The sequence below is a fragment of the Pseudoalteromonas sp. C2R02 genome, assembly GCF_018860845.1.
Lineage (GTDB): Bacteria > Pseudomonadota > Gammaproteobacteria > Enterobacterales > Alteromonadaceae > Pseudoalteromonas.
The window spans coordinates 40,120-64,936 of sequence record NZ_JAHKQC010000037.1; the positions used below are offsets into that span (position 1 = coordinate 40,120).

A 24,817-nucleotide genomic window follows, 5' to 3' on the forward strand; every position below is an offset into this window, starting at 1 on the left:
AATTTTTAATCATAATTATTGATTTACGATACAGGCCGCTGCACCAATTAAAGGGATATTATCTTGTACAACTAATGTCACCGGAATATCTTGTACAAAATTAGTCATAATGCCTTTTTTATTGAAGTTATCTGCAAAATGACTCTCTAATAATACCTGTTGCATTCTAGGTAAAATGCCACCACCTATAAATACTCCGCCTCTGGCACCAAATGTAAGGGCTAAGTCGCCCGCAACACAGCCAAGCCAAGAACAAAACTCTGCTAATGTTTTCATACAAATATCACAACTGCCATCCAAAGCTTTTTGTGTAATGTGTGCAGGGTCTAAATTTTCAGCATCAACTTTATTAACTAATGCCATCGCTTTATATAAACGGGTTAAACCTATGCCAGAAAATACAGTTTCAACTGAAACATGGTCAAATTCGGCTTTTAATTCTGCCAATAAAGATATTTGCAGTGGTGTAACTGCAGCCAAACTAATATGACCAGCTTCACAACTTAATACAGCTTGTTGGCCGTTATTTATAACTAAAGCTGCAGCACCAAAACCAGTACCCGGTCCAATCACAGCGATATTATTTTTCTCTGCGCTAACCCCATTTTTAATTTGCACATTATCATTTTTATCTAAATAAGGTGAAGCATAAGCAAAAGCGGCAAAATCATTGATAACACTTAGTTTTTCAAAACCAAATTCGCGTTTAATATCGCTAACAACAAAATTCCAGCCTAAGTTTGTCAATCTTACTGATTCACCTTTAATTGGACCTGCCACTGCTAAACAGGCATATTTTGGTGCAAAGGATGATACAAATTCCAGGTACTGGGTCAAAACACTTTCTAAAGAGGAATAATTAGCACTTGGATATGTTTGTGATTGCTCAATTTTGAATTTCATTGTGCTTTCATCAAAGTCAGTTACTAATGCAAATCGTGCGTTAGTACCACCAATATCAGCAACTACAATAGGTTCAAATGCATTGTTGTGATGCATATCATTCTCTCTTTAATATATTTTCTGAAAAACCATATTTGGTTAATCACAGTTAATAACCTCATTCCTCGATAATTTAATGGTTATTGTTAACATGCTTTAAGTTTTTGTTTATATCTTTTGTAAGCAATGTAAAATACGCCAAAAAATTTCTAAACATTATCATACCTTCATTGTGACACCGGTGTCATGTCATTTTTACTATAAAAAAGACATATCTTTAAAAATAGTTTGATAATAATCTCAAAAAACATTTATTCTGTTAGAAGAAAAGTATCTATAAAAAACGTTCACGGGAATAAAAATGAAAGGCAAAGCAACGTCATTTGATATCGCGCATTATGCGGGAGTATCTCAATCTACAGTTTCTCGTGCTTTAAGAAATAGCCCATTAGTGAATGAAGAAACACGCAAAAAGGTACACGAAGTTGCTAAAGAACTTAATTATAAAGTAGATAAAAACGCCAGTAACTTACGAACTCAACAAAGTAATACCTTAGCGTTATTGTTATTTGAAGATCCGACCAAAGATGACTCCCAAATAAATCCTTTTTTTCTAGCGATGTTAGGCTCTATTACACGTGCCTGTGCCAATGTTGGATATGATTTACTTATTTCGTTTCAACAAGCAAGCAAAGATTGGCATGCCGATTATGAAGATAGCCATAGAGCTGATGGCATTATTTTACTTGGTTATGGTGACTTTATTGATTACCAAGAAAAGCTAGATAAGTTGCTAGCTCAAGGCACTAAGTTTGTATGTTGGGGTGCAAAGGTTACACAAAGCCCTAATTTATCTATTAGCTGCGATAATTATCATGGTGGACAACTCGCCGCTAAACATTTAATTGATATACAGCGAACAAACTGTGCTTTTATTGGTGATGCTTCAGAACATAGCCCTGAATTTTTTGCACGCTTTAATGGATTTAATGACGAATTTACCAAAAAGAATCTCAGTATTGATTCTAGAAAAATAGCGAATGCGATTTCTACAGATGAATCTGGTTTTCAAGCTACAAAATCTTTGATCAGTAATAATATAAAATTTGATGCTTTATTTGCTGCCAGTGATTTAATTGCGATAGGTGCGATAAAAGCATTAACTGAGGCTGGGATAAAAGTACCTGAAGATGTTGCTGTAGTTGGCTTTGATGATATTCCAATTGCAAGCTTTACTAATCCACCTTTAACAACTGTACAACAAGATACCTCTAAAGCGGGTGAAATGTTAGTGACTAATTTGCTTAAAATGATTAATGATGAAGATATAACTGTAAACTCGTTATTACCTGAGCTCATTGTTCGAGGTTCTACAAAAACACACTAAACATTAAAAACCCCAAATTGCCTATTTTGGGGTTTTTAATAATTATTTAAAGTTGGGCTTGATATCTGTTAAGACCCGCTTCTAAATCTTCTAATAAGTCTTCAACATCTTCAAGACCGACATGCAAACGAATTAATGCGCCTTTATCCCAACCAGTGGCAGAACGTAAATGTTTGATTGAAAGACTCGCTGTGATTAAACTCTCAAATCCACCCCATGAGAATCCCATTTTAAAATGATGCATACCATCAAGCATCGCTGTAATGGCTTTTTGATTACCTGCTTTCATTACAAATGAAAACAAACCATTACTGCCAGAAAAATCTCGTTGGAAAAACTCATGCCCAGGACATGACTCAAAAGCAGGATGACGAATATGATCTACTAAGGGATGTTTTTCCAGCCACTTTGCTACTTTAATCGCACTTGTTTCATGCTGTTTTAATCTAACTGGCATGGTTCTTAAACCACGTAGCGCTAGGTAAGCATCATCGGGTGAAGTACATTGGCCTAATAAATAGGAATGTTCTCTTAACTGATCCCAATGTTTTTCGTTGGCGATAGCAACGCCCATCATAACATCTGAATGACCAACGATATATTTAGTGGCAGCTTGGATAGAAATATCCACGCCAAAATCAAGTGGTTTATAATGAAAACCATTGCCCCAAGTATTATCTAACATTACAACCATATTATGTTTATGTGCAATTTTGGCTAATGTAGGTACATCTTGTACTTCCATGGTTAAAGAACCTGGGGACTCTAAAAATAAAATACTGGTATTGTCTTGAATTAAACCTTCAATACCTGCACCTATCATAGGATCATAATACGTCGTTTCAACGCCCATATTAGTTAAAATTTTATCGCAAAAATCACGTGTTGGTTCATACGCATTGTCCACCATTAAAATATGGTCGCCTGTTTTTACAAAAGACAAAATTGCCTGTGTAATTGCTGCTGCACCACAAGGGTATAACGCACATCCTGCGCCATTTTCTAATTGTGTAATAGCATCTTGAAAGGCAAAATGGGTAGTGGTGCCGCGACGGCCATAAAATAAAGTTTCATTAGCACGATTTTTAACTGCATGTTGCATATCTGCAACTGAATCAAATACCACTGTTGATGCTCTTTGAACAACTGGGTTTACAACGCCTTGGGTAAATTCTTTTTTTCTTCCTGCGGCTACAATTTTAGTATCATTTTTCATTTATATTTATTCCATACAATTTATCTATTATTGTGAAATTAAAGCATTTTCATTAAAAGGCTTCACAATAAAATTTGAATAACCTTATATCACTATTGTGACAGAATTTGGCATATATTCCTGTTGAGGAATTTTCATCATCTTTGTAAATATATAATCATAATATCTGTGTTTATGGTTATTTTGATGTTTCTATCCAATAATCAATCAAGAATCGCGAAATAGAATCTTTGCGTGGTAATTTAAGTCCCTCATCTTCATCTCCCCAATTAGAGAAAGTTTTCAGCTCTGCTCTAGTAAACCATTTTGCTTGCTCTAATTCATCTTGATCAACTTCAATTGTGCTACTGACTGCCGTTGAAATAAATCCTAGCATAATAGATGATGGAAAAGGCCAAGGCTGAGAGGCGATATACTCTACATTTTTAACTTCAATACCCGCCTCTTCTAACACTTCCCTTTGCACTGCTTTTTCAAGTGTTTCACCAGGATCTACAAACCCGGCTAAAGTTGAATACACACCTTGTGGCCAACTTGATTGACGTCCCAATAAACAGCGTTCAATGCCATCTGGGAATGTTTTTTCAACTAACATAATCACTGCGGGATCTGTTCTTGGAAATGTTTGATGCGAACAATCAAGATTAGTACAAGTTCGGCTATGTCCTGCTTCTACTAATGTATTAACGCTACCGCATCGTCCACAAAATTTATGTGTTCTATGCCAATGGCATAAAGCGCGCGCCAATATTAAAATTGAAGCAACTTGGTTTTCAATATTAGGACCACACTGACGAATATCATAAAACTCGCCCATTTGGTTCGCATTATTTAATAATTGCTCATTTGAGTTTGTCAGATCTAGCGCAAAATATGATACCTCTCCTTCTAACCCTAAAAAAATAGCATTTTCGAGTGAATCCATATTTAGAGATAAGAGTTCATCAAATGATAAAAATATTGGCTCGTTTTTATCGTTACAAAATAAGTTTTTATCATCAAACATGACTAGCCATTTGCTATTGTTATTTTTTTTAGTTTCTAGCCAAGTATTATCTTTTCTAAAATTTGATGCGCGATCTAAGTTCATTTCACAGTATTTAAGCATTATCATCCCTTACATCATTCTTATTTAAATAGTTTTCAGCCCAAGTTTGTGACCAATCACCCATAGGTTTTATTAAGTTAGCCAATTCTTTTGCCTGAATGGTTAAACCATAACCTTGTGAATTTTTCTCAACTATATCCAGTTGCATTAACTCTTTTAACCTATTGTTTAATAACGTCGGAGAGATATCTTCACATCGTCTTTGCAATTCTCTAAAAGTGGCATCACCAAAACTTAATTGCCACACTATGCCTAAACACCAAGTGCGACCTAATAAATCAAAAAGGGCCATGATCGGTTTACCAGAAGATGCTCCCCTCACAGGGCTACCAGGTATTGGCAGTGCCATAATTTGTCCTTTACTAAAGATGAGAGTCTATTTACATTTAGATTAACTCAAACAACACCGCTACACAATATGTAGCACCTTAAACAAAAAAAAGACCCGATTAAGAGTCTTTTTGAACAAAGTATGTGAAATTGATTAAAGCAATATTCTTGCTCATTAACCGCTTCAGAGATTAATTACTTTAAATTAGCTAAGTGCGCGATTAATTTTTGATTTTCTGCTTCGATATGCTTATAAAATTCTGTATCTGCTAATTTTGAAGCTGCTGCTTCATCGATTACGATCACCGCATCACGGTGTAATTGTAGTGCTGATGCAGGACAAATTGCAGCAAGAGGACCTTCGACCATATCTTTGATTGCATCAGCTTTACCTTCGCCTGTTGCAAGAAGCACTACTTTTTTAGAATCTAAAATAGTGCCGATCCCCATAGTGATAGATAGATGTGGCTGGTATTCGTCTTCAGCAAAAAAACGTGCATTATCGTCAATCGTTGCTTGTGTTAATGTTTTTACACGCGTACGAGATGTTAAACCTGATGAAGGCTCATTAAAACCGATATGAGCATTTCTACCTATACCTAGCAGCTGTACATCAATCCCACCTGCTTTAGTAATTTTATCTTCATAGTCATTACATGCAGTTAATGGATTATTAGCATCACCTGGTGGAACATGTGTATTATTTAAATCGATATCAATATGGTTAAATAATTGCTCACCCATGAAATGGCGGTAGCTTTGTGGGTGTTCCCCTTTCAAACCTAAATATTCATCTAAGTTAAAGCTAGTTACATCAGCAAAAGACACTTCATTTTGCTGATTCTTTTGAATAAGTTCTTGATAAAGTGCAACCGGAGTTGAACCTGTTGCCAAGCCAATTACAGAGTTCGCTTTATTTTTAATTTGCTCAATAAATATATTAGCACCATATTCGGCAACTTGAGCGGCATCTTTTAAAATAACGATTTGCATATGAATAAACTCTTATAAAAAGAAGAAAAAGAAAATGGGACCTATGGCTAACAACCCGTGCAAGATATTATAACCATAGGTCAAAAAACCTAATCGGGATACGACAAATTTTAGGTTTAAACCATAATTGACAACGCTGTCATTATTACTCTTAATTTTTAACTTGTAAAGTAAAAGTGAATTATTTTAAGTAATTATTGTTATTACTTATACTATTTGGCTAATTAACTGATCATTTTAATATCAACAATTGGTATAAAGCAGCCTAATGTATAATTAACTCTAAACGCTCACTAATATTTTTCGTTTATACATCCAATGTAAAACAAGTAGTTGTACACCTAATAGTGCAAATACACTCAAAAGAGGTTGCCAACTTTCAGAACCCGCAACCACTAAACCACCAAATACGCTTTTTGCTGTATATTCCCAGTTTAATAAACTAGATGCTAAATAAATCATAATTGAGTTTGCACCAATAATAACAAATGGGTAAACCGCTTTTCTAAAGTTTAATACATCCACAAATGCATAAAATACCGCTAGTAAAATGGCACTCCAGCCAGATGTGACGAGTACAAATGAGCTAGTCCATAAATCTTTATTAACAGGAAATACTAAATTCCAAGTCCAACCTAGTGCTAAACAAATAAGCCCTGAAGCAAATAAAATACCCACAGTTTTCCATTCGCCTAAGTCTGGTGCTTTGGCAATTAAACGACCAGCAAATATTCCTAAAATAGCATTTACGATTGCAGGTAAGTTAGATAATAACCCTTCAGGATCTGTCGCGCGATTTTGATAAGTAATACCTGGTAAAAGGTGTTGGTCTATCCAAGCATTCCAACTTCCTTGCATCGTTAATACTCCTGCACTACCGCCTGGTACTGGAATAAAGCTTAACCAAATCCAGTAACCAATTAAAATACTAAACGCTGTGAGCATTTGAAATCTTAAAGAGGTATGCCAAATTAACATCACTGCAAAAAACCAAGCGACAGCGATTCGCCCTAATACACTGGCGTATCTGATTTCATCTAAACTGGCCGGAATACCTGTGCCCCAACCATGATTGTAAAATATGCCTAAAACACATAATAATAGTAATCTTTTAAACGCTTTTTTATATAAAGGTAAACGTTCTGATAAAGGTAAATGATCGATTCTTTTTGGTGATAACCCCATTACCACACCGGAAAGAAAGATAAATAAAGGGAAAATTAAATCGTAAAAGGTAAATCCATGCCATTGGCTATGCAATGTTTGTGCATGTGCGACTTGCCAACCTGCCCAACCGGTTAAAACAAATAAGGCAGCGAATAATTTTTCACCACCTAAAATCCAAAACATATCCATACCACGCAGTGCATCTAATGAAGCTAACCGCTTTTTTGCAACTTTCTTTTTTGTATCATTTATTGTCATTTTTTACCCTTTTAACTGCAAAATTTAAATAAGTCTAAAAACTAAAAAAAACCCGCTTGTAGGAGCGGGTTTTGTCCAGGGCTTACTTAAATAATTTTTTACTCAGTAATATTATTACCTAAAACATAAGTTGCTAATGCATTTTGATTATTATCCAACAATACAAAGTCAGCATCAAAACCAACGTCTATTTTCCCTTTAGATTTTTCTAACCCTAGATATTCAGCCGGATAAGTAGAAGCCATTCTGAGTGCTTCATCTAAGCTAATATCTAATGTATTCACTGTATTTCGAACTGCAGAAGCCATATCTAATACGCTTCCCGCTAATTCACCTGTTGAAGAATTCAGCCTGTCTCCTGTACGAATAACAGTACGTCCATCAAAGAAGTCAAATTCTGTATCATCTGTACCGACCGGTGGCATCGCATCTGTCACTAACATGATTTTACCTTTAGACTTAGTGCTAATTGCTAGTTTTGCAGAAGCTGGATGAACATGATGACCATCAACAATTAATCCACACCAACTTGTATTATGCCAAAGTGCGGCACCTACAACACCAGGCTCTCTTGAAGTGAAAGCTGACATTGCGTTAAATAAATGGGTAAAGCCATCTGCGCCAGCATCAAGCGCAGCCATAGCCGTATCAAAATCAGCATTAGTATGGCCTAAACAAACTTTTACACCACAATCGACTAAGCGTTTGATATCGTTAACAGATACATTCTCAGGTGCTAATGTCACCATTTTAAGACCTAAATCTTGACGAGCATACACTGCAAATTCAGCTTCAGAAATACCACGGATGAACTTTTCACTGTGGGTACCTTTTTTTGGTAATGACAAGTGTGGCCCTTCAAAATGAACACCTAACACACCTGGCACTTTGTCATTAATTGCTTGAGCGATAGCGTCTGCAGCTTTATTCATCACTTCAATGCTATCTGTTATCAAAGTTGGCATCACAACAGTTGAACCAAATTGACCATGTGAATGCGCTATTTTATGTAAGCAGCTTGGCGTTTGCTCAGCATTAAAAAATGCACCACCGCCGCCATTAACTTGTACATCAATAAAACCGGGTACTAATAAACCATTTAATTTTTGTGCCGACTCAACGCTATCATGACCAAGTTCAGTAATTTTTCCTTGCTCAATTTTTAAAGTCACGTTATTAAGAAATTCAGTACCTGTAAAAACGCGATCTACTTGTAAAAACTGTGCCATATTTATTTTGCCTTAATTACGAAATATTATTAAAAATCAATTACTACCTATGTAGCCTGAACACACTCAAATTAATTACTTAATAGTGACTGTTGTGCATAATAAACAGCACCCATTTCTGGTGGCTGAATTGGAGGTTTTACAATAACTGATATATCTTCATCTAACCATTTGTGTAAAGGTTCGACTAATCCACCTATCATAGATAAACGCGGTGGGTTTTGCTCTAACAATTTACGTGCTAAATCACTAATATAAGACGCACCATCACGAACTATTACAGATGCAATTAAATCGCCTTTATCTGCGCAAGAAAAAACAATACGTGCTAGTTGGGCATAGGCACTCGATGGTTTACCCGCCATTTTTTCTGCTATGCTCATCGCATCATTAACTTCGAAGTGTTGTAACATTAATTGCGACATCATAGTTTGTGGTCCTAATCCGTCTAAATCTAGTAAACATGCTTTAACCGCTTCTAAACCCATCCAAGAGCCGCTGCCTTTATCACCTTGTGAAAAACCATGACCACCTAAAATTGTACTTTTACCATTAACAACAGAGAACCCACATGATCCTGTGCCTGTAATGATCACAGCGCCATCTTCACCTTTATGTGCGCCAATACATGCAGTATGCAAATCAGTTGTTAAAAACATTTTTTTAAATGGGTGGTGCCATTCATTTATTTTTTGATATAAACCAGGAAGATTAACACCTGCTAAGCCAAGCCCAGCTACAACCTGTTTAACATCATTAGTACCAAGTCCTGCATCTTTCATTGCAAGTTGAGTTGAGACCATAATCGACTCTAAAGTACGCTCAAGACCATGAAGTGGATTTGCAGGACCACCTAATCCAGTACCTACTACTCCATCTTTAGTAGAAAACACAGTTGCGCGACATTTAGTACCGCCGCCATCTATTCCTATATATAACTGATTTTCTTTTTCACTGATCTCAATCATCAAATGACCCTTAGTCTTTTATTTTTTTCTCTTTATTTACTTGTGATTTAACGGTTAACAAGTATTTAATTCCCAACTCATGTTGAATTAATGTTACACAATTAATGACAGCGTTGTCATTAAGTTTTTTTAAAAAAGTCATAAAAAAACAATATAACTTTATAAGTTAATAATAATACTGTTAATTATTACTTTAAGAAATTATAGCCTAATTATGCTTAATTGAGGGTTTACCAATAAGTATAAGGCATTTTAATATCAATATCTGTTTCACTGTAATAGTTTAATTTTAAAGTCTTTAGTGCAAATTATTAAAACATAACTACGCTTATTAATATAAGCACTATCTTCAATAAAATAAAATAGATCTGGAGAAATAAATGAAATCCATTCGAGTTGCGGATTACATGAACAAACGCCCTGTCACCTTTAATATTGATATGACAGTTGCTGAGGCCTCTGAAAAATTAATTCGTTCAAACCAAATAGGAGGCCCCGTAGTAGATTCTTATATGCACGTTATCGGTTTCGTATCAGAGCAAGAGTGTCTATCGCGGCTGTTAGAAGATACTTATTTGAGCGACCCTCACACGACCGTGGCAACGATGATGAAAGAAGATGTGTTAACAGTTGGCATAGATGATTCTATTCTTGATTTAGCACAACAAATTCAAGGTAATAAGCCCAAAATCTATCCTGTCGTAGACAAAAACAAACGCTTATTAGGTATTATTACACGTAGTGATATATTAAAAGCAATAGATATACATCTACGTTCGTTTTATGAAAAAGGTCATGATCGTATCGTTTAATATGAATAAGCAAGCTGTTGAAATTATGTAACTAATCGTCCTTCAACGCTTGTTTATTAGTTCATTATTCATAGATTCCACTTTATAAATTTTTGCATAGTATTCACAATATATTTTCAAGCCAAATCATGAGATAACATCGTTATTTTATGTCAAATTTTTTGCTGTTGTGATGTAATATTGAATAATAAAGTTTGCCACCGGTAACTTGAATTTATAAGTTCAAACTCTATTTAAACTTTAACATACAGACACGCTAAAATTAATTATAAACCAAAATGGAGAAACTCATATTGACCTCTATTATTCAGTATAAAGGCACTATAAAATTTATAGAACTTGAAGGTGGCTTTTATGGCATAGTGACTGATAATAATTTAAATCTTTTACCTAGTAACCTAACAGAAAAATATCGACAGAATGGTGCTATTGTAGAATTTTCAGGTAAAGAAATTAAAGATATAAAAACCACTCAGCAATGGGGAACCCCTTTTCAGATAAATGATATTTATTTAATTAGACCAGGATGTAAAGGCGATATATCATTTATGTAAGCTCTTTAAGAAGTTCACTCATTTGAACATAGGCCAGATTAAAACAATAAACCCTATATCCTTGTCTGTAATTCCCTTACACTAGCACACTTTTCGCTGCCATTTATTATTTAGGGATCATCTAAGACACTATGAGTTCAACCAATGGAAAAACATTAACGAGAGAGTTGTACCCGACCCCAGATCTCGTAGTAAATCGATTACTTGCGAGTTTAACTTTTAAACCTAATGATATTTTTTTAGAGCCATGTCGTGGTACTGACGCTATCTTTAATAAAGTGAAATTGCCTGCAGCAAATAAAAAATGGGCTGAACTATCCTTGGGTGTTGATTATTTAACAACTAACTTTAAACAAGTAGATGTGATAATTACTAACCCACCGTTTTCATTAACCGAAGAATTTATTAAAAAGAGCCTGAGTGAATTAGCGCCAAATGGCACTATGGCATATTTACAAAGAGTCAATTTTTTAGGCAGTAAAAAACGTGTGCCCTTTTGGGCTGAAGTGGGTTTCCCAAATAAAACCCCCATTATTATTCCCAGACCACGCTTTGTAAATGCGGGATCTGACAGCTGTGAATATTGTTGGTTTATTTGGGATCGTGGAAATCGTTTTAATATTCCAGAAGGATTAAGTCACTTAATAAGTAAAGCAACTGAGCACTAAACTATCCTTATCATTCCCGAAGTGTTTTATCGGGGTTCTCATGTTGAATAACATCACTGAACAGCTAATCAAATAGTCTTTCTGCGTTTTTCTAGCCACTGATTGAGCACTAATGACATAACAATCAACAAGCCTCCAAATACTAAGCGAAGAACATCAGCGTCACGATTCCAAATCACCAAATTAACGATAATTCCTGCTGGGATCAGTAAGTTATTCATAATAGCTAAAGCGCCTACATTCACTAAAGTTGCCCCTTTATTCCAAGCAAAATATCCTAAGCCTGATGCCACTATTCCTAAGTAAATTAAAACGCCCCATTGTAAATCTGTAGTTGGTAGTTTTGTTGTATCACCAAATATTAAATAACACACACTTGCGACACAAAATGCACCAATGAAAAACCAAGCAAATACCGCCTTTTGCTCTAAGTTTTGTTCATTCTGTTGCGTTGTCATTAAACGCTTGTAGCATACTTGCCCTGTTGCAAAACATAGATTAGCGCCTTGTACTAAAACAAAACCTAATATGAAATTTGCATTGATTCCGTTATAACGAATTGCTACGGCACCAGAAGTTGCTAGAAGTGCAGTTAGCATAAAGTTAAGGTGAAATTTTCGTTCAAAAGCATCGTTTAACAGCGTGATATAAATAGGCGTCATAACGGTAAACAATAACACTTCAGGTACCGACAAATACAAGAATGATTGATAATAAAATACATACATCAAACCTAATTGAATCGCCCCTATGCCCATTAATTTTAAAGCGGTTGTTCTAGGTATGTGTGATAATTTTAAAAATGGCAAAAACACTAACATAGCTAAACCAATTCTCATAAATACAGAGAACCAAGCATCAACCTGCCCCGCTAAGTACACTCCAATTAAACTAAACGAAAAGGCCCATAATACAGTGACCGAAATAAGATATGGCATTAAACACACTACTTTAATTATTTTGGTTTATTGTAAACAAAAGGAGATTTTAAAGCATATATTTGAAAGAAAAATATAAACTTGTTCACCTTCATTATTACAGTTAGCTAGTTTCTTGACGCATAACAATTTGGATCTTCACGCCACCCAGTTCACTTTTAGATGCACTGATCTCACCACCATGTGCTGAAATGATTTGTTGGCAAATAGTTAAACCTAAACCTGAACCTGTTTTATCTTGAGTCATGCTTTGATCACCACGATAATGACGGTCAAATACTTTTTCAAATTCATCTGGCTCTAAGCTTGGGCTAGTATCATCAACATATATATATATTGCTCCATCAGCCTTCTTTAATGAAGCTATTATGGCGCCACCGGGATCAGTGTAATTAATACTATTTTTAATTAAGTTACCAATAACTTGATTCGTCCGCTCAGCATCGATATCGCAAGTAATTTTACCTTTAGTTAGTTTTTTAAAACTAATAGTGATGCCTTTAGACTCTGCTAATGCCGTAAAGTCATAACAAGCCATTGATATAAGATGATCGAGGTTAATATTTACTTTATTTAAAACAAGTTCTTGTTTATCAAACTGTGATGACTGATAAAGATCTTCGATAAGGTTGTTGAGCTGATCTATTTTGCTATAAACATTTAAATAGCTTTTTTTAGGATCTGGCTCTAAATTAAATTCTAATGACTCAATACTTAATTTTAAAATAGTGAGAGGCGTACGTAAATCGTGACTCACATTCGCTAACAATTGATTTTTTTGAATTAATTTTTGATCGGCAAGCTGAGATCTTAAGTTAGTGAGTTGTTGATTTTGCAGTTGTCTCCAAAATATAAAAACAGTACCAAGCGCACACAAAACAAATACAATAATTATCAGTAACCATCTAAGTTGATACTGTTCTAATTGTACTTGCGTTTGTAATTGCACATTTTTCGACTCTAATATTATTTGATCTTTCCTGACCAATTCAATATTTTGCTTAAGTAAATTAATATAGTCTTTATTATGATTTAATTCAGATTCATTGTTAATGGCACTGTATTGTTGATAACTTTTTAAAGCGCCTTTAAACTCACCCATAAACTCCTGCGCTTGAGACTGTAGAAGGTTAAGTTTTGCTTTATAAGTTAAGCCAAGATCTTCAAATTTTAATGCTCTGTCAATTAATGCCATTGCATCATCCAAACGAAGCTCTTCGAGAGCTAATTCAACTAAAGTAATACGAACTGTTTGCTCAGTACGTATTGCCCCAGAGTTAACTGCAAACTTTAATGCACTTTGAAGTATATTCTCAGCTTCTTCAAATTTTTTCTCGGCAATGAGTACTTTTGCTAAATTAGTTTGTGCCCAACTCACTTCACTAGGCGCGCCTGTTTTATTCGCTATTTTCACTGCTTTATTAGCATGTTCATAAGCAATTTCAAGCTTATTTAAAGACAAATAAACTTGCGCTAATTTACTATGGCTATTTGCTATATGCCTAGGATCGCCAAGTTTTATATCTATTTTTAATGCTTGTGTAAAATAGGTAAGCGCAGAATCTAAATGATCGGTATCTCGGTATATTTCTCCAATATTATATAAAGAATTAGCCATACCCTGCTGATTTCTTGCCGTTTTTTGTAAGTTAAACGACTGTTCATGTTTCTCTAAGGCTTGTTTAAAATTACCTAAGTAATCATAAATAACACCTTGGGCATTGTATATATTTGCTAATAGTTGATAACTTTTTAGTGGTTCAGCTATTTTATATGCTTTATCTAATAAAGCTAAAGCAGATTTATATTGTGTCTGCTCACGATAATTTCGGCTGTTAAAAGTATATAACTCAATAAGTTCAATTTGTTGTTTATGACCAATAAAAATAGTTTCAGCCTGATTAAAATATTCCATACTTTGAGCAAAGTTATTTTGCTGCTGATGTATCAATCCCAAAACTTTTAAACATCGCGCTTGCCATATTTTATTTTTGATATGTTTAGTTTTCTGTAATAATTTGTGAGATTTTGTGGTTGCCAAAGCAAAGTGACCAAGCTTAACCAGTGCTTTTATTTGCATTATGTTAAGTTCAAAATAACTTTGCTCAACAGGGATTTCACCTTTAGGGAACTGCTTTAAAGCGGTTTTAGTTAACGCTAGCGCTTTTTGAGGGTTATCAATTAAAAGCTGCTCTATTTGAGGGATGTTATTAGCATCAACTTTCTTTGAAAAAGAAATGATAATTAACATAACTAAAAATAGTAACTGTTTGCTTACAATATACAAATTATGGTTGCTTTTATGATTTAACTTAATAAGTTTATTATAATAATTTTCAATGAAAGAAGTTAGTTATTATTACCTAAATAAACCGTTCATGTATTACTTAAGCAAGTTAAAAAATGACGTTTTATAAAAAATTTAGATTTCTATTTTAAAATTGACATAAAAACACCTATGAAACAGTCATTTATCACAATAAAATTTTATATTCTAAAATATACTTTTCATTAACGCATTTAAGCTTAACCGAATTTAAACCATAAAAAATCACCTCATACACTCTTTATTTTTCAGTAAATTCAAATTTTTTATCTATACTAAAATTAGCATGGAAGTAAGTAAAACAATGAAATTCATTTAACTTGATTTCATCAACTTTATTCATAATGGAAATGTCTTCAAATTTACATTTTTCTCTATATGAGGCAAACATGTTTAATAAAATGAAACTCAATATGCAGCTCAATTTCTCTTTTGGGGTCATATTAGCTATTTTACTCATTACATCACTTATTGCCTATCAAGGGTTATCCAAAACATATGACGGTTTTGTTGAGTATCGAGGCCTTGCTAAAGATACGAATTTAGCAGGCAGAGTCCAAGCCAATATGCTTACAATGCGTTTGTCCGTACTCAGCTTTTTAAACACTAGAAAAGAATCAACAATAGAACAATTTGAGCAAAGACGTGAAAATATGGATAAATTCCTTTTAGAAGCTCAAAAGGAAATCCAAAATCCAAGTAGAGCAGCATTAGTGTCTGAAGTAACATCAGAAGTTGAACTGTATAAAAATGGGTTTTCTAAAGTCATAAGCTTATTTGCAGATAGGAATTCAATTGTCTCCAAACAATTAGACCCTGCAGGTTTAGCAATGCGCAAAGCAACTACTGAAATTATAGAAACAGCCTATGATGAAGCTGAGCCTGATGCGGCTTTTTACGCATCTCGCGTACAAGAACATTTATTATTAGGAAGGCTTTTTGTAACTAAGTACTTAGTCACAAATGCTGATACTGATTCACAAAGAGCCCTAGATGAATTAACAAATAAAATGAACAAAGCGCTTGAAGCACTAGATGAACAAATTGAAAGTGAAACTAGACTTCAATTACTTAGTACCGTTCGCGAGAATCATAAAAACTATATCGACGCATTTAAGCAGGTTATAGATATTATTAAAGAGCGAAATGACCTAATTAATAATACGCTTAATAAAGTTGGCCCTTCAGTTGCTAATAAAATTGAAAAGGTAAAACTCTCTGTTAAAAAAGATCAAGATAGCTTAGGCCCAAGAGTTCAAGATAATGCAAATAACACACAAAATTTAGTTGGGATAATATCTTTCATTGCATTGTTTGCTGGTATCGCAATTGCAATTTTTATGGCTAAAATTATTCGTAAACCTATCGGTGGCGAGCCAACAGAAATAGCCAAAATCACGAATAAAATAGCAGAGGGTAACTTTAGCCAGTCCTTTAATTTAAAAGATAGTGATAGTGGGATATATCGTTCTGTGGCACAAATGTCACAAAGATTAAGAGCGCTAATTCGTTCCATGATGGAAACAAGTACAACACTAATCGGTTCAGCTAATAATAGCGCTGAAATAGCAGAAAAAAACACAAATATTGTACTCGACCAAAAACAAATGACTGATATGGTTGTGGTTGCTATTGAAGAAATGTCAAATAGTATACAAGAGGTTGTTAGACATGCTTCTGATTCAGCACAAAAATCAGAAGTAGGTTTAGAAGAAGCTACAAAAGGCAAAGTCGCTGTGCAAGCAACCGTTGAATCTGTTAATGATTTAGCTAAAAATTTAGCTGACTCTATGATAGTAATCACAGATTTAGAAAAACAAAGCAATGAAATAGGATCAGTTATCGAAGTAATACAAAGTATTTCGGAGCAAACAAATTTACTAGCGCTCAATGCAGCGATTGAAGCAGCTAGAGCAGGAGATCAAGGTAGAGGTTTTGCAGTTGTAGCCGATGAAGTCAGAACTTTAGCACAAAGAACACAAGATTCTACAGCAGAAATACACTCAATTATAAATAACCTGCAAGATGGTACAGCAAAAACAGTAGCAGTTATGGAGCAAAGTACTTTAAAAGCAGCTGATACAGTAGAGCAATCTAAAGCGACCAATACAGCACTAAGTGCAATTGATGATATTATCAATGAAATTTCATCAATGAATATGCAAGTTGCCGCCGCTGTTGAACAACAATCCAGTGTTGCAGCTGAAATCACTGATAATATGTCAGCAATTAAAGATAAATTAGATGAAACCACAGAAATAACCCAACAAGCAAGAACAGCAAGTATTGAGGTTAATGATATGGCGAGTAAATTAAATTCAATGGCTTCTAAATTTACCATTTAAATAACCATTTTTATAATGATGATTAAAGCTAACTTTTGTCAGCTTTAATCATTTAAAATTTTTAGATCAAACATTCATTTATTGCTTTAACTACAGCCTGTGTTCTATCTGAGACATTTAATTTAGCTAAAATTTGAGAAACATGATTTCTAATAGTGCCTTCAGAGTTATTTAAAGTATTAGCTATCGCTTTGTTAGATAAGCCTAGAGATAAACATTTCAACACTTCATATTCTTTAGCTGTTAGCTTTTCAGTTTTTATTTGAGTGTGAGATAGCAGGTAATTAGTCAAAGCCGGCTGTAATACTTGATGCCCTTTATATACTGTTTTAATGGCGTCAATTAAACATTCTAATTGGGCATCTTTTAAAATATAACCACGCGCACCCAAATTCATTGCTTTGACTAAAACATCGCAGTCTTCAAATGTTGTAATAATCAATACAGGTGTTGTATCTTTACCTTGTTGCATCGTTCGTAGAACTTCTAAACCTGTTTTTTCAGGCATGCGCATATCTAGCAGCACTAAATCAAAGCTATGTTGTTCTAATAAATCTAAACACACAGCACCATTTTCAGCACTATGAATTACAGCAATTTCATCATCTAACTCGAGTAAGTTTTTTAGGCCTAAACGAACAAGGGTTTGATCTTCAGCTAATAAACATTTGATCATGATATAACCACATTATTTGTCATTGTTTTTATAGGAAAAGATATTTCATTTACCAGTCTGTGTTCTTTTATATCTTGTTTAAATTGCCCTTTAATTAACGTCATACGCTCTTTTAACCCAGTTAAGCCATTACCAGGTTTTGGGATAGCGTCTTCACTTTGATTATGTATTGCAGTGACAATAACCTGACTTTCATCTTCATTCATTGTTGAGTGAAGGCATACATCAAACGTTACTTCTGTAGCTTGAGTATGTTTTAAAGTGTTGCTTATCATTTCTTGGCAAAAACGTATTATGCATAAGCTATCATCCTGATTTAGCATCTTTAATTGCTCATTTAGATTCAATTGGCATTTGAGCTGTGGCGTCGCTAAAAATACTTGCTCTAAACTTGTTTTTAATAATGATGGATCTGACCTTTGATTTGAGACTATAAACCTTACTTCTTCTAATAACTCTTGGCTTAAGCTGTGACAAGTAGAGAGTGTTTCTTCAAGTTCAGGTGTCGCTTTTCTTTTTGCAAAATCAAGATTAATGCTTAAAGCTGTTAATTTGTGGCCTAAAGTATCGTGTAACTCTCGAGACAAATTTAATCTTTCTTGCTCCGCGCTCATCGCATTCATCATACTTTGAGTTGCTTTTAATTCTTTATAGTTTTGTCGTGACTGATAATGCACATTGAGACTTTCAATTATTTTTCTGCTTACAAACCAATTCATCATGCAAAAGAACGCCCAAACAATAAGCGTGACCCAAGGAATATCTCCTTGCCACCTTTCAAAGTTTGTAATCGAATAAACAGCCAAAATAGCAATAACAGAAACAATCATCTTTAATGGCTTAAAATGGGCACTAAATATTGCTGTAAACATAATTAAATGAATGAATACTAACGTAGTTGATGTCAATTGCATCAAACAAGATATTAATAAAAAGTAGCTCACTGAAACAAAATTCACATGATCGTTTGGACGTTTTATCACAAACCACAACACTACGAATATCGTTAGATGCACAGGTATTTGAGCTATAATTAACATCTTAGAATTTGCATAATAAAGGCTTGCAATTGTGACCCCTAACCAAGAAGCAATGGTCGAGTAAGTCCAATCTGTTGTATGTCTTATTGTATGTTCCATTTACTCGGTAGCAGCCTTTTTTATTGATTTTAAATAGTAAAAAGTAATTATGACAAACATCCTATTATTAAAACAGTGACATATGTCATACCTCAAGCTATGAGGGATGACACTATTATGAAAATTGTTAAGCCTTTAATCTAATTTCAAATTTATTTAGAAACAAGATCAGAAGGACAAAATATGAAAACCCGTGAACGTTTTCACTATATGGATAATTTAAGGGCTGTTGCACTAATTCTTGGCGTTATTTACCATGCATCTTTGGCTTATAGCCCTTTTATGGCAAACTTATGGTTTACTGCCGATCAAAATAACAACGCAATTTTTGATATTTTAGGTCACTGGTTACATTTATTCAGAATGCCGGTATTTTTTATTATTGCGGGGTTTTTTGCATATCTATTAATAGAAAATAAAGGTCTTAAATCATTTTTAAAACACAGAACAAAACGCGTTTTATTACCTTTCATTGTTTTTTTTCCTCTTTTAGCAGGTCTATTTTTACATGCTTTAAAATGGGGTTCACAATTTCCAGAAACCTTACCCCCTATTTTCACCTTATTTGAACAAGTAAAAGATTTACCGCCAAGTACCATGCATTTGTGGTTTTTATGGAATTTATTTGGTTTCAGTGTTTTATTATCTTTTTTAATGTTTTTTAGAAGGGTTATGCTGAGTGTATTAAAAACTTTAACAAACAAATGGTTTTTATTGTTCATTCTGCCCTTATTAATTACACCCGCTTTATATAGTCAGTTTGCACCATTTCCTGCACCTGACAAATTTATACCTCAATTTTGGTCTTATGGATTTTATGGCATATTATTTTTAGTCGGCGCGGGAATATTTATTAACCAAACTGTCATAAAACAACTCATTCCTTTTACACGCTATTTATTAGCAACTGCAATTATCAGCTACATTATTTTTTGGCAACTTATGCCGCCAGCGCTAACTATTGAACAAGTAATAAAGTTCTCACAAGATGGTGCGATTAAAGTACGTGGCGTTAAACATTTAATGCACGTATTAGCTCAAAGTATTTCTGTTGTGTATTGGTCTTTATTAGCCTTAATATTTGCAAGTAGATATTTAGATCATGCTAATAAATTCACCCGTTATATTACTGATTCCTCCTATTGGGTTTATTTAGTTCATGTGCCTGTTTTGCTTTATATTCAAATGCCACTCTTAAGTCTTGATATCTCAGTATTTTTAAAGTTTATCATTGGGGTAACAATCACATTAATCGTAAGTTTTGCAAGCTATCATATATTGGTAAGATTTAGTTTTATTGGTAAATTATTAAATGGCATAAATCATAATCGTACACCAAAAACAGTGTAAGCTTAAAACAAAAAAACAGGCAAATTTGCCTGTTTTCTTAGTAATTTCTTTTTTAAAAGATACGACCTAAGCTTTCTAAAGCTGAACGATTGGTTTTAGCAATGCATTCAGTATCTCCGAGTGATTTTTTTGTTTCAGGATCAGCTAAACCAGTTACTTTAAGTTTATTTTCACCTTGATACTCTCGTAATGCTACTACAGTATTTTGATCGTATTTCAGGTCTGCGATTTCAAATTCTTCATATTCAGGTTTCGTCTTCAAATACCCTAAGCAAATAAGGCTCATTCGCGACATCGCAATATCCATTTTTTCATAATGTGTTAAGCGATTATTTGGTATTTCAACTTTAACTGGTTGTGCTGCTACTGTTTTTTTAGTCGTATTAGTACTTACTTTCAAAGGTGCAGGTGCTTTATGACCTTGAGCTAGAGAATTATCAGAATTGTAGCGATAATACGTTTTAGGAACTTTAGTCTCTAAGTAAGACACTGCTTTTATGATCACTTCACGTAATGCTTTTTCTTTTGGTGTATTAGACCAACCGCTGATATTACCGCCAACTAAAGCACCACCAAAGTTAGTTGCAGCACTTGTAAAATCAAAATCTTTGCTGCCCCCTTCAATACTTGTAGCAGCCAAAATACGTGAAGTGCGAGTATCAATTAAACGCAAATCGATTGCCATATGAGAACTTGAAAACCCTGCTGAAACAGAACTAAAAACATCGCCAATTAAACCTGAGCCACCAGCACTTGCACCAGAACTATCATCATCAAATTCAGTTACTGAAGCAACAACAACCATTTCAGCACCTTCAATTTGACCATATGCAGCCCCAGAATCTGCACTCACTCGACCTGATACAGCTAAATCTTGCTCAGATAAAACAGCATCAAGAGCTTGACGTTCCAAAACAATAAACCGATTTGTACCTACTAATGCAGTTGTTAGCTGATCGGCCATACCTTCGCCAATCTCTTTACGCCACCAATGAGCATCATTCGATTTATCGGTAAAACGCGCAACTGCAATACGTGCTTTAGGCCCATTGTAATCTTGCTTTGCAACCTCATTTATATTGGCTGCATTTTGATTAGATGTCACTTTTGTTGAAGTACTTTGACAAGCTAAGAGGTTTACTGCGATTAAAGCTGAAATAAGCAGCTTTGGAGTGTGAGTTAACATATTGATCCTATATTTATTATAATTAAATACTTAGAATCGTATTTACTGATTTGATAAATCAGATAATACATATTAAAGCATTTAAAATTAATTCCTTTATTCCTACATAGTATATATAAATCATCTGGTTAAAAACAATACATAATTTAAATTTTAGATACGGATATCAATAGGTAAATAATTTTTTTGTTCCGAAAAATTGATAAAAGCTCTAGAAATAAAATAAAAGTACTAAATAATAATTTTAGTACTTTTATTTATATCAAATTAAAAACTATAAACTACTCTCATTCCTATCATGAGCCTTTAATGGGTTGTTATCTGGAAAAGCTAATTGTTCATTTTCCTCTAGTATCCAAGGCGATAAACAGTTTCTATCTTTTACACATGGATCTGTTAATGCTTTTAAAAAGCTAACCACTCGCGTTATTTGCTCATCATTTAAGTTTCTTCGTCCTCTTAGCGCAAAGCGTGTTTCAACTACTTCATCTCTGGCTAACTCAAGATAATCAGTTACCTCAACTGAATTTGCATAAGCATTTGGGTATAGTTGAGCACATGTTTTGGCGTTTTTAATCATCAAATCTAGTACCTGAGGTAATTGGCAAAATGGTGCGTTTTCATTAACCGCTTCACTCGTATCTTGCATACCAAATAGAATATTTATTGATTCGCGAGGGTTGTTATAATGCCTTACAACCTCTTCTAATGTTTGGTATGCACCTGTATGCCCATAAGGCCCTGTTACTTCTACATTTAACAAACTAGATGTTTTAAAATGAAAACGCTCTTCAACTCTCTTTGTGGTATTTTCTCTACCAAAATCTTGGCTAGTTGACGTCGCACTTTCATTGCCTTTACCTGGTCCGAATTGTGGATATGCAGCCATCTGATATCTAAATCCTGTAAATTCAGATCCTTGATGACAGCCAGAACACCCAGCTCCACCTTCCTGAGTTGGACTAAAAAATAATAACGCGCCCGCTTTTTGTTCATCCGTTAATGCATTTTCATCCCCCTTTAAATATTGTTGCCAAGGACTATTAACAAAAAGCATAGATCTTTCATATTCACCAATAGCATGAGAGATCCTATCGATATTTACTTCATCATCACCAAATACTTTATTAAATTCAGTTGGCCAAACACTTACAAAAGATTCATCCATATTTGTAAATCTATCAACCAATGCAGCTCTGAACTCATCATCTGTAACTGTACTTAAGAAATCCCCTCGCATTTCTGCAGGGGAATTAAGCGGAAATCTAGCTTGCGCTGCAGCAAGTGTTGCATCTGCAGGAATATTCCTATCAGCTCGAGGGCGGCCATTTTCGCCTATAATAGAATCAGGTGTGACAATTGCATTATTTCGCCTCATTTCGACTCTGCCATCCCAGAACATTGCACGATTATTAAGGCCTAGGTTAAATATGGTTGGTGCGTTTCTTGGAATAGAAGGCAAATTATTTACGTTCAGCCCATTAAACCTGCCATGTCCAAGTAAGTCATGGCTGGCTTGGTTTATTTCATTAACAGCTGATACTCCAACAGATAATGAAACATCATCGCCACCACCTAGCATAGGATGATGACAACTAACACAGGCAACACTTTGTTCACCGCCTAAGTTTTTTGCAAAAAATAATTTTTTACCCAGTTGTGATATTGGATCCGCAATTTTTGGTAAGTTTAACTCTGTTTCATTTATTGAAGTTATTTCAAGGGAGATCAATAATTCTTTTAATCTTTGCTGGGTATTGTCTAGTTCATTTAATACAGGTCTATTTGGTCTTACTGGTCTATTATCATCTCCTTCACCAGGTTTGGGCTTTTCCTTTGCAACGGCATTAAAGACACTCAATGCTCCAATTAATACGATATTACACATTTGAAATTTCATTTTATTTTTACTGCTATTTTTCATACTTAACCTCAAAAAGTATCACTACATCTTTGTGATGAACGTATTAAACTTCATTTGGTTGACACCAATATAAAATTAATTGTAATTATTTCATTCGGCGTATATTTAAAAATGTCACTATAAAGCATTGAAGGTTTGTATTTTTACCTATGGCTTGTTACTGTAATATCAGTTAAAACACGAAAAGGAATAATTTCGAATGAGCATTAATCTTAATAATTTTGAAGAACTTGCACTACCTATACTTAATAAACTTGCTGAAAGTTTTCCAACATTTTTAGGTGCATCAGACCTACCAGGTGAAGGCGATGATAGAAATGATGTTTTAAGTATTTTACAAAACCAAGACCTCATTTTTTGTAATAACAAAAGCTGTTTTCAATTAACAACTGCCGGCGCTAAGTTATTTGGCTGCTCTGTTGCTAAATCTTTAAAAAGCAAAATCAAAAGCGCTTCTTCTGAAGAGACTGCTTAATAAATTCTTTTAAAAATAAGAGAGCTAATATTCAGCTCTCTTTTCCACTATGTTCCTTACCCTTTAGCTCCGACTATTATTCAATATAAAAAAACTAATAAATTATCATTATTTTTTTGATTTGTCCAAATCAGGTACTACACTCAAAATTCAATAAATGGAACTCATTTAATACTCATTAAAGGATTAATAATGTTTATGCAAATGCATTCAAGTGGCATTTTTAACAAACAAAATGTGCGTTCAATCACATTTATATTTTTGCTATTTTTAACTCCTTTTTCCTATTGCAAAGATTTATTAAATAACGAGCTAGACTTGTTAATTAGCCAAAGTGCATTTGCTGAATATTTTAACCAAACTTCTCACTCTGAACTCTCTCCATCAAACACAGAGATAAATATTCAACAAGGGGCCTCTTTCAACCTACCCCACTTAAATCATTACTCTTTTAAAAACACCATAGATATTTATCAAACCGGAACGAACAACATTGCTGACATTAATATCTTTGGCAAAAAAAATATAATCCAGACAAAACAGATTGGTGAAGGAAATAATATAAACATACATCAACAAAGTAATTACTCCCTTACAACTGTTGAACAATTTGGAAATTACAACCAAGTCATTATAAACATTGAGGGCAACACTCAGATTAATCGTATTACTCAAATGGGAAGCCATATGACAGCAATAATAAAAAATTAACATTCAGTAAAGTGAGTTCAGGTAATTAGAATTGAAGTTTTTATTTTTTAAATCGTAAAAAGATAAACCCACTGCATTTTAAAATGCATATTTCATTTAAAAGTAAGGATATTGT

Annotated in this window: 22 protein-coding genes; 8 read left to right on the forward strand and 14 right to left on the reverse strand. The window is 34.0% G+C overall.

All coding sequences use genetic code 11. From position 1 onward, the window contains the following. Window positions 1–15: 15 nt before the first annotated feature. A complete protein-coding gene (gene glk / locus KO527_RS16640) occupies window positions 16–999 on the reverse strand; it encodes a glucokinase (RefSeq protein WP_216041418.1) in 984 nt (327 codons plus the stop codon). A gap of 304 nt (window positions 1,000–1,303) precedes the next feature. Between glk and KO527_RS16645 the strand changes: the two genes are divergently transcribed. Continuing rightward, window positions 1,304–2,329, forward strand: coding sequence for a LacI family DNA-binding transcriptional regulator (locus KO527_RS16645; RefSeq protein WP_216041419.1), 1,026 nt, complete (start codon window positions 1,304–1,306; stop codon window positions 2,327–2,329). Between the two features lie 46 nt (window positions 2,330–2,375). Here the strand turns inward: KO527_RS16645 and KO527_RS16650 are convergent, their stop codons facing one another. The 7 genes from KO527_RS16650 to nagK all read right to left on the reverse strand — a co-directional run bounded on the left by KO527_RS16650 (window position 2,376) and on the right by nagK (window position 9,598). After that, entirely contained in the window at window positions 2,376–3,545 is a 1,170-nt protein-coding gene (locus tag KO527_RS16650) for a cystathionine beta-lyase (RefSeq protein ID WP_216041420.1), read from the reverse strand. A 178-nt stretch (window positions 3,546–3,723) separates the two neighbouring features. Continuing rightward, entirely contained in the window at window positions 3,724–4,653 is a 930-nt protein-coding gene (gene nudC, locus KO527_RS16655; RefSeq protein WP_216041421.1) for an NAD(+) diphosphatase, read from the reverse strand. Next, window positions 4,646–5,002, reverse strand: a complete 357-nt coding sequence (locus KO527_RS16660) for a helix-turn-helix domain-containing protein (protein ID WP_216041422.1) — start codon at window positions 5,000–5,002, stop codon at window positions 4,646–4,648. The genes nudC and KO527_RS16660 overlap by 8 nt, the downstream gene beginning before the upstream one ends. Window positions 5,003–5,178: 176 nt before the next feature. Next, a complete protein-coding gene (gene nagB / locus KO527_RS16665) occupies window positions 5,179–5,976 on the reverse strand; it encodes a glucosamine-6-phosphate deaminase (protein ID WP_216041423.1) in 798 nt (265 codons plus the stop codon). A 282-nt stretch (window positions 5,977–6,258) separates the two neighbouring features. Then, the gene (nagX, locus tag KO527_RS16670) at window positions 6,259–7,401 is read right to left on the reverse strand and encodes a transmembrane glucosamine N-acetyltransferase NagX (RefSeq protein WP_216041424.1); all 1,143 of its coding nucleotides are present in this window, start codon (window positions 7,399–7,401) and stop codon (window positions 6,259–6,261) included. A 98-nt stretch (window positions 7,402–7,499) separates the two neighbouring features. Then, the gene (gene nagA / locus KO527_RS16675; RefSeq protein ID WP_216041425.1) at window positions 7,500–8,630 is read right to left on the reverse strand and encodes an N-acetylglucosamine-6-phosphate deacetylase; all 1,131 of its coding nucleotides are present in this window, start codon (window positions 8,628–8,630) and stop codon (window positions 7,500–7,502) included. A 71-nt stretch (window positions 8,631–8,701) separates the two neighbouring features. Further along, complete coding sequence (gene nagK / locus KO527_RS16680) at window positions 8,702–9,598, reverse strand: N-acetylglucosamine kinase (RefSeq protein ID WP_216041426.1); 897 nt, start codon at window positions 9,596–9,598, stop codon at window positions 8,702–8,704. A gap of 380 nt (window positions 9,599–9,978) precedes the next feature. Between nagK and KO527_RS16685 the strand changes: the two genes are divergently transcribed. From KO527_RS16685 to KO527_RS16695, 3 genes are all read left to right on the forward strand, one after another. Beyond that, on the forward strand, window positions 9,979–10,410 hold the full coding sequence (locus tag KO527_RS16685) for a CBS domain-containing protein (protein WP_216041427.1): 432 nt from the start codon (window positions 9,979–9,981) through the stop codon (window positions 10,408–10,410). Window positions 10,411–10,703: 293 nt separating this feature from the next. Further along, the gene (locus KO527_RS16690; RefSeq protein ID WP_216041428.1) at window positions 10,704–10,964 is read left to right on the forward strand and encodes a hypothetical protein; all 261 of its coding nucleotides are present in this window, start codon (window positions 10,704–10,706) and stop codon (window positions 10,962–10,964) included. A gap of 131 nt (window positions 10,965–11,095) precedes the next feature. After that, complete coding sequence (locus tag KO527_RS16695) at window positions 11,096–11,632, forward strand: DNA methyltransferase (protein ID WP_216041429.1); 537 nt, start codon at window positions 11,096–11,098, stop codon at window positions 11,630–11,632. 68 nt (window positions 11,633–11,700) lie between these two features. Here the strand turns inward: KO527_RS16695 and KO527_RS16700 are convergent, their stop codons facing one another. Continuing rightward, window positions 11,701–12,570, reverse strand: coding sequence for a carboxylate/amino acid/amine transporter (locus KO527_RS16700; protein WP_216041430.1), 870 nt, complete (start codon window positions 12,568–12,570; stop codon window positions 11,701–11,703). Between the two features lie 103 nt (window positions 12,571–12,673). Next, the gene (locus KO527_RS16705; RefSeq protein ID WP_216041431.1) at window positions 12,674–14,821 is read right to left on the reverse strand and encodes a tetratricopeptide repeat protein; all 2,148 of its coding nucleotides are present in this window, start codon (window positions 14,819–14,821) and stop codon (window positions 12,674–12,676) included. 464 nt (window positions 14,822–15,285) lie between these two features. Here KO527_RS16705 and KO527_RS16710 point away from each other — a divergent pair, with 464 nt between their 5' ends. After that, on the forward strand, window positions 15,286–17,241 hold the full coding sequence (locus tag KO527_RS16710; RefSeq protein ID WP_216041432.1) for a methyl-accepting chemotaxis protein: 1,956 nt from the start codon (window positions 15,286–15,288) through the stop codon (window positions 17,239–17,241). 61 nt (window positions 17,242–17,302) lie between these two features. Here KO527_RS16710 and KO527_RS16715 read toward each other — a convergent pair whose 3' ends face one another. Together KO527_RS16715 and KO527_RS16720 are read right to left on the reverse strand one after the other, a co-directional pair. Further along, window positions 17,303–17,917: a response regulator transcription factor gene (locus KO527_RS16715; RefSeq protein ID WP_216041433.1), complete on the reverse strand. Its 615-nt coding sequence runs from the start codon at window positions 17,915–17,917 to the stop codon at window positions 17,303–17,305. After that, window positions 17,914–19,056, reverse strand: a complete 1,143-nt coding sequence (locus tag KO527_RS16720) for a histidine kinase (RefSeq protein WP_216041434.1) — start codon at window positions 19,054–19,056, stop codon at window positions 17,914–17,916. Before KO527_RS16720 ends, KO527_RS16715 begins: the two co-directional genes overlap by 4 nt. Before the next feature lie 183 nt (window positions 19,057–19,239). On the opposite strand from KO527_RS16720, the gene KO527_RS16725 reads away from it, so the two are divergent. After that, complete coding sequence (locus tag KO527_RS16725; protein ID WP_216041435.1) at window positions 19,240–20,406, forward strand: acyltransferase family protein; 1,167 nt, start codon at window positions 19,240–19,242, stop codon at window positions 20,404–20,406. Window positions 20,407–20,458: 52 nt separating this feature from the next. On the opposite strand, the gene KO527_RS16730 is transcribed toward KO527_RS16725, so the two are convergent. Beyond that, window positions 20,459–21,592, reverse strand: coding sequence for a CsgG/HfaB family protein (locus tag KO527_RS16730; protein ID WP_216041436.1), 1,134 nt, complete (start codon window positions 21,590–21,592; stop codon window positions 20,459–20,461). 274 nt (window positions 21,593–21,866) lie between these two features. Then, window positions 21,867–23,516 (reverse strand): cytochrome c peroxidase, encoded by a 1,650-nt coding sequence (locus tag KO527_RS16735; RefSeq protein ID WP_216041437.1) that lies wholly within the window; start codon window positions 23,514–23,516, stop codon window positions 21,867–21,869. Window positions 23,517–23,715: 199 nt separating this feature from the next. Here KO527_RS16735 and KO527_RS16740 point away from each other — a divergent pair, with 199 nt between their 5' ends. Next, window positions 23,716–23,991 (forward strand): hypothetical protein, encoded by a 276-nt coding sequence (locus KO527_RS16740; protein ID WP_216041438.1) that lies wholly within the window; start codon window positions 23,716–23,718, stop codon window positions 23,989–23,991. 192 nt (window positions 23,992–24,183) lie between these two features. Further along, window positions 24,184–24,702: a hypothetical protein gene (locus tag KO527_RS16745; protein WP_216041439.1), complete on the forward strand. Its 519-nt coding sequence runs from the start codon at window positions 24,184–24,186 to the stop codon at window positions 24,700–24,702. Window positions 24,703–24,817: the final 115 nt, after the last annotated feature.